11 protein-coding genes and 3 tRNA genes are annotated in these 10937 nt (G+C 62.8%); 5 read left to right on the top strand and 9 right to left on the bottom strand.

All coding sequences use genetic code 11. From position 1 onward, the window contains the following. Positions 1 to 12: 12 nt before the first annotated feature. The 7 genes from rplL to RMO81_RS01415 all read right to left on the bottom strand — a co-directional run bounded on the left by rplL (position 13) and on the right by RMO81_RS01415 (position 3716). Positions 13 to 387, bottom strand: a complete 375-nt coding sequence (gene rplL, locus RMO81_RS01445; RefSeq protein WP_310473946.1) for a 50S ribosomal protein L7/L12 — start codon at positions 385 to 387, stop codon at positions 13 to 15. Positions 388 to 432: 45 nt separating this feature from the next. After that, positions 433 to 948, bottom strand: coding sequence for a 50S ribosomal protein L10 (rplJ, locus tag RMO81_RS01440; RefSeq protein ID WP_310473945.1), 516 nt, complete (start codon positions 946 to 948; stop codon positions 433 to 435). 469 nt (positions 949 to 1417) lie between these two features. Further along, positions 1418 to 2116, bottom strand: coding sequence for a 50S ribosomal protein L1 (rplA, locus tag RMO81_RS01435; RefSeq protein WP_310473944.1), 699 nt, complete (start codon positions 2114 to 2116; stop codon positions 1418 to 1420). A gap of 4 nt (positions 2117 to 2120) precedes the next feature. Continuing rightward, the gene (gene rplK / locus RMO81_RS01430; protein WP_310473943.1) at positions 2121 to 2555 is read right to left on the bottom strand and encodes a 50S ribosomal protein L11; all 435 of its coding nucleotides are present in this window, start codon (positions 2553 to 2555) and stop codon (positions 2121 to 2123) included. Positions 2556 to 2679: 124 nt separating this feature from the next. Continuing rightward, complete coding sequence (nusG, locus tag RMO81_RS01425) at positions 2680 to 3216, bottom strand: transcription termination/antitermination protein NusG (RefSeq protein WP_310473942.1); 537 nt, start codon at positions 3214 to 3216, stop codon at positions 2680 to 2682. Positions 3217 to 3224: 8 nt separating this feature from the next. Then, positions 3225 to 3452, bottom strand: coding sequence for a preprotein translocase subunit SecE (gene secE / locus RMO81_RS01420; protein WP_310473941.1), 228 nt, complete (start codon positions 3450 to 3452; stop codon positions 3225 to 3227). 188 nt (positions 3453 to 3640) lie between these two features. Then, a tRNA-Trp gene (locus RMO81_RS01415) sits at positions 3641 to 3716 on the bottom strand. A 134-nt stretch (positions 3717 to 3850) separates the two neighbouring features. Here RMO81_RS01415 and RMO81_RS01410 point away from each other — a divergent pair. From RMO81_RS01410 to RMO81_RS01390, 5 genes are all read left to right on the top strand, one after another. Next, positions 3851 to 3924 (top strand) — tRNA-Gly (locus RMO81_RS01410). Between the two features lie 246 nt (positions 3925 to 4170). Then, positions 4171 to 5250 carry a diguanylate cyclase gene (locus RMO81_RS01405; RefSeq protein WP_310473940.1) on the top strand — a complete coding sequence of 360 codons (1080 nt, stop codon included), beginning with the start codon at positions 4171 to 4173 and terminating at the stop codon, positions 5248 to 5250. A 101-nt stretch (positions 5251 to 5351) separates the two neighbouring features. After that, positions 5352 to 5438: transfer RNA gene (locus RMO81_RS01400), tRNA-Tyr, on the top strand. An 86-nt stretch (positions 5439 to 5524) separates the two neighbouring features. After that, positions 5525 to 6280 (top strand): 23S rRNA (guanosine(2251)-2'-O)-methyltransferase RlmB, encoded by a 756-nt coding sequence (gene rlmB, locus RMO81_RS01395; RefSeq protein WP_310473939.1) that lies wholly within the window; start codon positions 5525 to 5527, stop codon positions 6278 to 6280. 25 nt (positions 6281 to 6305) lie between these two features. Next, positions 6306 to 6680, top strand: a complete 375-nt coding sequence (locus RMO81_RS01390; protein ID WP_310473938.1) for a nuclear transport factor 2 family protein — start codon at positions 6306 to 6308, stop codon at positions 6678 to 6680. A 49-nt stretch (positions 6681 to 6729) separates the two neighbouring features. Here RMO81_RS01390 and RMO81_RS01385 read toward each other — a convergent pair whose 3' ends face one another. Together RMO81_RS01385 and RMO81_RS01380 are read right to left on the bottom strand one after the other, a co-directional pair. Continuing rightward, positions 6730 to 9705, bottom strand: coding sequence for a TonB-dependent receptor domain-containing protein (locus RMO81_RS01385; protein WP_310473937.1), 2976 nt, complete (start codon positions 9703 to 9705; stop codon positions 6730 to 6732). 191 nt (positions 9706 to 9896) lie between these two features. Continuing rightward, positions 9897 to 10937 (bottom strand): glutamate--cysteine ligase (locus RMO81_RS01380; protein ID WP_310473936.1); only part of this gene is annotated, 1041 nt, incomplete at its 5' end.

Genomic DNA, 10937 nt, shown 5'->3' with positions numbered 1-10937 from the left:
GGCATGAAGCGCTTACTTGAGTTCGACAGTGCCGCCGGCTTCTTCCAGCTGCTTCTTGAACTTTTCAGTGTCAGCCTTCGATACGGCTTCCTTGACGGCCTTCGGAGCCGATTCCACCAGGGTCTTGGCTTCGGTCAGGCCCAGGCCGGTGATGGCGCGGACTTCCTTGATCACGTTGATCTTCTTGCCACCGTCGCCGGTCAGGATCACGTCAAATTCGGTCTGCTCTTCAACAGCCGGAGCAGCAGCGGCAGCCGGGCCAGCAGCAACGGCCACGGCCGCAGCAGCAGACACGCCCCACTTTTCTTCCAGCATCTTGGCGAGGTCAGCGGCTTCCAGCACGGTCAAGGCGGAAAGCTGTTCAACGATCGAGTTCAGGTCAGCCATGGTAATTCTCCAGTGTTTTCAGTTTGATTTCAGTTATCGAACGCGTCAGGCGGCATCTTTTTCGGCATAGGCCGAAAAGACACGGGCCAGCTTGGCGGCCGGCGCGCTGGCCAGCTGGGCCAGCTTGGTCGCCGGTGCATTGACCAGGCCAATGATCTTGGCGCGCAGTGCATCAAGCGACGGCAGTTCGGCCAGAGCCTTCACGCCATTCACATCGAGGACAGTGTTGCCCATGGCACCGCCGACGATTTCGAACTTGTCGGTCGTCTTGGCGAATTCCACCGCGATCTTGGCAGCGGCCACCGGGTCGGTGGACGTGGCAAGGCCGATCGGGCCGGTCAGCAAGTCGCCGATCGGCTGGTAGGGCGTGCCTTCGAGCGCGATGCGCGCAAGGCTGTTCTTCGTCACCTTGTAGCTGGCACCGGCAGCGCGCATCTTGTTCCTGAGATCGCTCGCTTGCGCGACGGTCAGGCCATGATTGCGCGTGACCACGATGACCGAAGTCTCGGTCAGCGTTTTGGCCAGGCTGGAGACGGCTTCGGCTTTTTGGGCGCGATCCATGCTCACTCCTTGGTTTCAGGCTCGCCGGCTTGCCTTTCGGCTGCCCTGCGAACGGGTGATGACGCAGCATGACACTGCGCCGGCTGATGAGCCTGTCGCCTGCCAATCACCATGTTTGGGGAGGAGCGGGCACCAGGCCCGTCCGAAGAGGATCGCTTGCCCGCGCCGGCTGAGCCAGCGCAGACCAGATCAGGCCGCAGCCCAATCCGTGAAAAACAACCTCGTCTCATGCAGGCCCAAACGGCTTAAGGGCGCAAACCCACCTGCAATCTCGGACGGACGTTCAGGCCATTTCTGGCTGGAACGGATGCGGCGCGATAGAGGGGCCAAGCCGCAGAGTCAAGTGGGCGGGCAGGCGGGCGGGCGGTGAACTGCCGTTCTGCCCAAAACGCCGTTTCTGGCCGCCGCCATGAAAAAGGGCCGGGAAGATCGCTCTTCCCGGCCCCATTTCTTTGCGCTCAGTGCGCGATCAGGCGTATTGGCCGGTGGACGACGGATCGACCTTGATGCCGGCGCCCATCGACGAGCTGACAGCGACCTTGAGCAGGAACTTGCCCTTGGCGCCCGACGGCTTGGCCTTCACCACGGCATCGAGCAGCGCGTTGAAGTTGGTGCGCAGATCGGCCTGGTCAAAGCTGGCCTTGCCCAGAATGCCATGAATGATACCGGCCTTTTCGACACGATATTCGATCTGGCCGCCCTTGGCAGCCTTCACGGCTTCACCCACGTTCATGGTCACGGTGCCCAGCTTCGGGTTCGGCATCAGGCCCTTGGGGCCCAGCACCTTGCCGAGACGGCCAACCAGACCCATCATGTCGGGCGTGGCGATGCAGCGATCGAAATCGATCGTGCCGCCCTGCACCAGTTCCAGCAGATCTTCAGCGCCAACCACGTCGGCGCCGGCGGCCTTGGCTTCATCAGCCTTGGCACCGCGAGCGAACACGCCCACGCGCACGGTCTTGCCGGTGCCCTTGGGCAGGGTGACGACGCCGCGAACCATCTGGTCGGCGTGACGGGGATCAACACCCAGGTTCAGCGAAACTTCGATGGTTTCGTCAAACTTGGCCGTGGCCAGGCTCTTCACCATCTGCAGGGCTTCGTCGATCGGATAGAGTTTTTCGCGGTCAACCGCGGTGGCCAGGGTCTTGGCCTTCTTGGTCATTGCCATTGGATCAGCCCTCCACCACTTCAAAGCCCATTGCGCGGGCCGAACCTTCGATGGTCTTCATCGCCATCTCGATGCTGTTCGCGTTCAGGTCGGGCATCTTCTGCTCGGCGATGGCGCGAATCTGCGACTGCTTGATCATGGCCGCCGGAGCGCCCTTGCCCGGCGTGGTGCCGCCCGACTTCAGACCAGCGGCCTGCTTGAGCAGGAAACTGGCCGGCGGCAGCTTGGTGATGAAACTGAACGAGCGATCGGCATAGACGGTGATGACCGTCGGGATCGGGGTGCCCTTTTCAAGGGATTCGGTCTTGGCGTTGAAGGCCTTGCAGAATTCCATGATGTTGACGCCGCGCTGGCCCAGTGCGGGGCCGATCGGCGGGGAGGGGTTGGCGGAACCCGCCTTCACCTGCAACTTGATATAACCGGTAACCTTCTTGGCCATCGGGCCACTCCTTGTTGTGTGGTGCTAGCGGCCGGGGCAACCGGCCTCCCACATTTCGTGTCCGCCTGACGGCGGGAAGTGCCGTCCCGGAAACCGGAACGGTGGGACGATGGAAATCGCTGAATTACTTCTGCTTTTCCACCTGTTCGAAGCCGAGTTCGACGGGCGTTGCCCGGCCGAAGATCGACACCGAAACCTTGACGCGGCCATGATCGTAGTCGATTTCTTCGACAAGGCCGTTGAAACTGGCAAACGGACCATCGAGCACGCGCACGCTGTCGCCGATCTCGAAATTGGCCTTCTTCTTGATCTTGGCCGCCGGGGTTTCCTCGGTCTTGGTGTTCAGCATGCGGGCGGCTTCCGCCTCGCTCACCGGCTGCGGCTTGTTCTGCTGACCCAGGAACCCGGTCACCTTCGGGGTGTTCTTGACGAGGTGATAGACATCGTCAGTCATCGCCAGCTTGGCGAGCACATAGCCGGGCATCGACTTGCGCTCGATCTGGCGCTTCTTGCCTTTCACCACCTCGGTGACGGTTTCGGCCGGCACTTCGACGGCGTCGATGAAAGCTTCAAGGCCCATGCGGCGGGCTTCGGAAAGGATCGATTCCTTCACCTTGTTCTCGAAACCGGAATAGGCGTGAATGATGTACCAGCGCGACATAGATATCCTCAGGCAGCGAGGCTGAGCAGGAATTTGACGGTGCGACCCAGAATCTGATCGATGCCAAGGAAGAAGACCGACAACAACGTCGTCATCACCAGCACCATGATCGTCATGCGCACCGTATCGGGCAGCGTCGGCCAGGCGATCTTGCGAGTCTCGGTCTGCACCTGGCGCACGAATTCCGCCGGGGAAACCCGGGGCTTCTTTGCCAATTCCGCTTTCACGTCACTCACGCGCGTTCGCCTTTTGCCGTTCGAAACCCAACACGAATCACTCAAGCTGCAGCCAGAAACTGCCGCCCGCAACGCCAATAACCGGTACAGGGAACCCCGTGACCGGCCGGATCAACGCTGCCTGCGCCCCGATACTTGGGCCTGCAACCCTTCAACTTCAACCGCTTGCGGTCAAAATTTCGGACTGTTGGCAGGAGTGGAGGGGCTCGAACCCCCGGCCCTCGGTTTTGGAGACCGATGCTCTACCAACTGAGCTACACTCCTGTGCGCAGAGGCGGGGCTATAAAGACGCGGGAGCGGCGGCGCAAGAGGCGGCGAATGGCGCTGCACCCACTGAAACGCAAACGTTGAAGCAACCATTGAATCGGGGCCACGGCTGGCCTAATGGCGGGTGCAGCGCGGGTATAGCTTAGTGGTAAAGCACCAGCCTTCCAAGCTGGCTATGCGGGTTCGATTCCCGCTACCCGCTCCATCGCAGCCGGGCGCGCGGTCAACGCGCAGCGTTGAACACCGACTCCGGCAAGATCGGCCAGCGGGTGCGCGGCCGCTACAGCGGCCCAGCGCAGCCCGTCTGACGTCAGCCGCGGCTTTGCCGCGGCCTCTTGCTTCGCTCGCAAACCCCATCGACTGCGACACACCCACCAGCGTTTTCACCCTAAACCCGCCGCCGCCGCCGCCGTTTCCGGGGCAGGTCAATCAGCGCGGGAGGGTCAAACACATGAAGCATCAGCCGGGGCCAATGGTGGCAAAGCAGGCGGTGCCAACGCCGCCGGATGTCGCCTTTCCCGGCGGCACCGGGCCGCTGGCCAGCTATGACCAGATCCGGTCTCTGCTGATCCAGACCGGGCTGCCGCCGGAACCGGCCGTCTATGATGTGCTGTGGCGCTATGTGCGCGATGAAGATGCGGATTTGTCGCTGGCCATCGACAAGGCGATTGCCGGAGACGGGCTGACGCTGGCGGTGGTGATGGGTCTGCGCGAAACCTTGCTCGGCGAGATGAGCGAAGCCCAGGTCAATCAACTGATTGCGCAAGCCCATGGCCAGGCCGAAGCCCTGACCAAACGCATCGTGAGCGGCCAGACCGATCTGGCCGATTATGGCCGCGCCATTGCCAATGGCGGCGAGCAGCTCGCCGGGCCGATGGACGCCACGGCTCTGGCCGGCCTGCTGGAGCAATTGAGTTCAGCCACCTCGACCGTGCAGGCCGCCAACGGCCGCCTGTTGGAGGAACTGGAACAGGCCGCCGCCGAAAGCCGCGCGCTGGCCGACCGGCTGACCCAGGCCGAGCGCGCCGCTGTCACTGATGCGCTGACCGGCGTGCTGAACCGGCGCGGGCTGATGGCGGCCGTGGAACGAGCCCAGGCAGAGGCGGCCGCATCCGGCGCGCCGCTGGCGCTCACCGTGGTGGATATCGATCATTTCAAGCGCTTCAACGATCGTTTTGGCCATGCCATGGGCGATGACGTGCTGCGCTTCGTGGCGCACCACCTCGCCGAAAAACTGGAGAAGGACGGCGGCATTGTGGGCCGGCTGGGCGGCGAGGAATTCGTGGGCGTGATGCCCGGCACCAGCGTGCAGGCCGCTGCCGGTCGCATCGATCGCATCCGCGCCGATCTGGCCGGACAGGTGCTGCGCAGTGCCGTCGATGGCAGCAGCATGGGCCGCATCAGTTTCTCGGCCGGCGTGGCCGAGCATCGCGCCGACCAAGGCGCCGACCAGTTGATCGAACGCGCCGATAGTGCGCTCTATACGGCCAAGCGGCTGGGCCGCGACCGCGTTGTGCCGGATCGCGGCTGAAGGTGCACGTACCGCCAAACCTGCCGTGAAATCGGGCGTTGACAGGCGCGCCCGACTGCCGCACTAGGCCGCCTCCCGACAGGTCCGCACATTGCGGCTGTGGAGGGGTGGCCGAGCGGTCAATGGCAGCAGACTGTAAATCTGCCGGGTTTCACCCTACGTTGGTTCAAATCCAACCCCCTCCACCACCTGTCGGGCCTTTTCAGTCAAAGGTCGTGGCAAATGGCTGGCTTCACAGCTATGGCAACGGCGTTTCAATCACCGGAAGATCGCCATGGGCCGCAGTCCCCACCCCAAAAACCAGATGCGCCAGAAAAGCCCGTTCCCGCGCCTATATGGCCGGCATGCGGTGTTTGCCGCGCTCGACAATCCGGAACGCGCGTTCCGCAAGCTGTGGCTGACGCCGGCCACATCCAAGACCATCGTGATCCCGCAGGGGCTGCAGGTGCAGGTTGGTGACGATCATGATCTGGGCCGGCTGTGCCCGCCCGATGCGCCGCACCAAGGCTTTGTGCTGGAAGTGGAGCCGCTGGAAAATGTCTGGCTGGGCGATATTCTGAAACAGGCCGATGATGGCGACAACCGCCCGATCATCATCCTCGATCAGGTCACCGATCCGCACAATGTTGGCGCGCTGATGCGATCGGCGCTGGCGTTCAACGCGCGGGCCATTGTCACCCAGGATCGCCACAGCCCGGCCGAAACCGGCGTGCTGGCGCGCAGTGCCAGTGGCGCACTGGAACATCTGCCGTGGGTGCGCACGGTCAACCTGGCGCGCGCCCTGGGCGAGATCGGCGATGCCGGCTTCTGGCGCATCGCGCTGGATGGCGACGCACCCGACACGCTGGAATCGGCGCTGGGCAAGGCGCAGCCGGCGCTGGTGCTGGGCAGCGAAGGCGAAGGCCTGCGCCACCTCACCACCGAGAATTGCGACCAGCTCGCCCGGCTGCCGATTTCTGGCGTCGAGAGCCTCAACGTGTCGAACGCCGGCGCGATTGCGCTTTATGCCTGCGCCCGGCGTTGCTTGTGACCGCCGTTCCGCGGCGGGGGCTGTAATGGACATCGCCGCTATCGCAGCAGGCTATACCGCGGCCTGGAACAGCAGTCGGCCCGAGGCCGTGGCCAGCTTCTACGCGGTCGACGGCAGCATCAGCATCAATGGCGGGCCGCTTTGGCAGGGCCGCGCCGGCGTGGCCGAAATGGCCGCCGGTTTCCTGGCCGATATTCCCGGCATGGTGCTGCGCTGTGACGGCGTGCGCGCGGCTGGCTTGACCGCCATCTACCTGTGGACCTTCTCCGGCACCCACGCGGCCAGCGGCAGGCCCGTGTCGGTCGCCGGATGGGAAGCCTGGGAACTGAACGACGCCGAGCAGATCTCAGCCTCGCGCGGCTGGTTCGACGCTGAAGACTACGCCCGCCAGACAGGCTGACCACAAAGCAGCGCGGCGGGGCGCTTAGAACCCCGCCGCGCGCCAGCGATTAGATGACCACCCGCAGGCCGAAGCGGAACACCCGGCCGAGCGGGTTCCCGATGAACGGATCATAGGACAGTTCCAGGCGTGACTCCGGCGGCGCCGCGTTGGTGAAGTTGTCGATGCCGAATTGCAATTGAGTCTGCACCCCGCTGATCGGCAGATCATACTGGATGTTGATGTCGTGCTGCGTGAAGCTCTTCACCTCACGGCCGAACTGGGTCGGGCCAAAGTTGGTGACGGCGCAAGCGGTCAAGCCAACGCAGCGATCATCCGTCACGCCAGCAACGTGCCGCGCCTGATAGCGGGCATTGAAGCCCCCGATGTTGTAGTTGATCCAGCCGGTGCCGCGGAACGGCGACACGGTGAGCGGATCGCGGAAATAGTTGGTGAAACCCTTGGCTTGATAACCCGGTTGCACCAGCACGCCGCGCAGGATGAAATCATCGAAGGTGAAATCCAGCACAAAGCTGCCCTGTGCCCCCACGTTCAACTTGCCGCCGGCCAGATCAGTTTTGTAATCGAACGACACATCGATGCCGCTGGTCTTGATACCCGGACCATTGACCCAATCGGTGCGAACGCGGGAAATGTCTGCCCCGCGCGTTACACCCTGGACGCAGCCGCCCTGGAAGGTGACCAGATTGGCAAAGACGCTGCTGCAGTTGGCGAGCGCGGTCGAACTGGCGACGACCGAGGAGGCGATGGCCTGTGCCGGTGTGGTGGTCACCCGATCCTTGACGTCAAAGCTCCAGTAATCGGCCGAAACCGTGAAGCCAGACGTGCTGACCACGGCACCGACATTGTAGGTGAAGGCAGTTTCTGGCCCCAGATCGTTGGGATTGCCGAAGATATCCACTGATTTGAAGTTGTTGGCTGCGGCCTGGATGCCGGCCAGCGTGGTGATCTGGTTGTTGACCACCTGGTTGGCCAGCGGCCCGCGGAAGGTGGTGCCCACCGAACCGCGCAGTACCAGCCAATTAGTGGGGTTCCAGCGCACCGAACCCTTGGGATTGAAAGTGCCGCCGACCGAGCCGCCGTAGTCCTCGTAGCGGGCCGCGCCGGTAAATTCCAAAGTCTCGGTGATCGGGACTTTCACTTCGGCAAAGACAGCCTTGACAGTCTGTCTCACGCGTTCGGCGCGGCTGACGCCCAGGAAGATGAACGGGCCAACGCCTTCGATCGGCGTGCCGACGCAACTGCGATCACCTTCCCGGAAGCACGGATTCACGGCGACATCGGATTCCGGCAGCAACGCGCGAGTGTTCCAGTCGTTGCGGCGATATTGGGCGCCAAAAGCATAGGCGATCGGCCCGCCGCCCAGATCAATGCCGGACTCGCCCGAAAAGATTGCATCAAAGACGAATTGTTCTTCAACCTGACGGGTGCCGTTGTTGACCTGGAGGTAATTGATCAGATCAATTGAATTTGCAGCGCCGGCAACAAAATTGGGGTTGGTCAAATTCTGGATGGACACCGGCTGCGCAGCATTCAGGAACGGATTGAACCATTGGCAGCCATTTTGCCCCGGCGTGTTGGCGGCGACATTGCAGTTCGGCCCGCCAAGGCCGTTGAGCGCATTTTGCAGACGCGTACCGATCACGTCACGCGCAAAGGCCTCGCGCTCCGAGCGCCAATAGGTGCCGGAGAATTGCGCGCGGAAATTGTCGGTGAATTCCTGATCGACCGCGCCAGAGAAACGATAGCTCTTGTTTTCGGCGCTGCCGAGGCCGGCGCCGCGCACGGGTTCAGATGGATTGCCCAGCCAGCCGAACGGCCGGTAGAGCACTGCCGAGATCCCCAAAAGCTGCCGTGCTGCCGTGCTGGCTGGCAAGCCATTTTGCGCCAGAAAGGCGGGCACGCCCGGGTTGTTGGGGCTCACGGTGAAGGCATTGACCGAACCCGAACCGCGTGGACCCTGTGTGGGCGGGAACGACGGCGATTGGCCAACGGTTGTATCGGTTTGCGCGTAGGTGAATTCCAGATGCACCTTGGTCCGGTCCGACAGATCGATATCGGCCTGCAAATAACCCTGGTAGCGATCTTCCTCTTCGATGATGTTGTTCCATGGCAGGAAGCTGAACCGGCAGATCGGCAGGCCAGAGCCAATGCCCGTGGTATCGTTGACGCCGCCGACTGCGGAACAACCGGCATTGCCGCCGTCCTTGATAAAGCCAACGGGCGCGCCGGAGCTGTAGGCCGGGGCAAAAGTCCCCGGTGTGCTGAGCGTCGACCAGGCGGAGGGATTGACTGCATAAGGAATGCGGCTGGCATCGCGGGCAAAGCTGGGCAGGGTCGAACGGTGCTGCCAGCCGGCGCCCGCCATCAGATTGATCTTGCCGAAGGTGTGCCCGACCAGCACCGAACCTGACCAGTTGCCGCGTGAACCCTCGATGGAATCGAAATCGCCCTGGAATATGGCGCCATTGAAGTTACGGCGAGTGACGAAATTCGCCACCCCGGCAATGGCATCGGACCCATAAGTGGCCGCCGCGCCGTCCTTGAGCACTTCGACCGTTTGCAGCGCGAAGATCGGGATAAGGTTTGTATCGGCAAAGCCATCACCCGGCGCCAGCACAGTGCGGCGGCCATTGAACAGCACCAACGTGCGCGTCGGGCCAAGCCCGCGCAGGTTCAACGAGCCATTGCCCTGAAAACCTTGCGACGATGTGGAAAACTGATTGGTATCACCAAGCGATGCGCCGACGGACGGCAATTGTTTGATGAATTCAAGCGGCGAGGATATGCCCTGCTTGTTGAGATCGTCGGCGGTGAACACATCGATCGGCACGGCCGCATCCTCGCGGGTGCCGCGAATGAAGCTGCCGGTGACGATGATTTCGGTTTCAACCGCTTCGGTACCGGCTGCGGCCCGAGGCGCTGGGGCCGGTGAAGACTGGGCAAAAACCGGGCTGCCAAAAACGGCAATGGTCGAAAACAGGGCCGCCGCAGCACAGCTGTTGCGAAGGTGAATCACCCCCATGGAACGTCTCCCCAAATAGGTCATCGTCCAGCCTTGTCTCCCACCATTGGGGCAGCCCGGATCGTGACACAAAAACGAGTGTTTAACCTTTGCTGTTTGTCGTCAAGGGGCTGCGTGCAGCCAGCACATCTGTCGGCACTGCAACTGTGTCCCGGCAGCCACAAGTGCAACGGGCGACTGGCCCTGTGGGCTCAATAAGCCTCGGTCTCGTAGATGCGGCTGATGTCGCCGCCCCACGGCCCGTGGTAGAGCGCCAGCAGGCGATCGGCCGTGGTCATGCCGCTGGCAACGATTTCGCGCAGCGGATTGAGGAAGCCCTGTTCGGTGTCGCCGGCCGAATTCAGGCGGGCGCGGGCGGCCAGGCCGGCATCGGCGATCTTGAGCACTTCGGCGGAAAGTTCCTTCAACGTGCCACCATTGGGGCTGGCGGCGCCCAGTGCCAGCGCCGGCACTTCGCGGCGCAGGCGGTCGTGGTCAGCCGGCGTCCAGTGCTTGACCAGATCCCAGGCGGCATCCAGCGCGGTCTGGTCATAGAGCAGGCCGACCCACAGCGCCGGCAGCGCACAGATGCGATCCCAGCGGCCACCATCAGCGCCGCGCATTTCCAGATAGCCCTTCATCCGCACTTCCGGGAAGGCCGTGGTGAGGTGATCCTTCCAATCCGCCATGCGCGGCTTCTCACCGGGCAGCACCGACAATTTGCCGGCCAGGAAATCACGGAACGACAGGCCGGCCGCATCGATGTAGCGACCGTCGCGATAGACAAAGTACATCGGCACATCGAGCGCGTAGTCGGTGTAATGTTCGTACCCAAAGCCATCTTCGAACACGAAGGGCAGGATACCGGTGCGGGCCGGATCGGTGTCGGTCCATATATGACTGCGGAACGACTTGAAGCCGTTGGGCGTATTTTCCGTGAATGGCGAATTGGCAAACAGCGCGGTGGCAATCGGCTGCAGCGCCAGGCTCACCCGGAATTTCTGCGCCATATCGGCTTCGCTGCCATAATCCAGGTTGGTCTGGATGGTGCAGGTGCGCAGCATCATGTCGAGGCCAAGCGAGCCCACGCGCGGCATGTGCCTGAGCATGATGTCATAGCGGCCCTTGGGCATGATCGGCAGTTCGGCACGCGTCTTGTCGGGCCAGAAGCCCAGGCCAAGAAAACCCAGGCCCAGTTCTTCCCCCAGCTCGCGGCACTGTTTCAGGTGGCGGTTTGATTCGGCGCAGGTCTG

Source organism: Sandarakinorhabdus sp., assembly GCF_031422795.1.
Taxonomy (GTDB): Bacteria; Pseudomonadota; Alphaproteobacteria; order Sphingomonadales; family Sphingomonadaceae; genus Sandarakinorhabdus.
The sequence above is the reverse complement of the archived record's forward strand: the minus strand, read 5'-3'. Positions and strand labels throughout refer to the sequence as shown.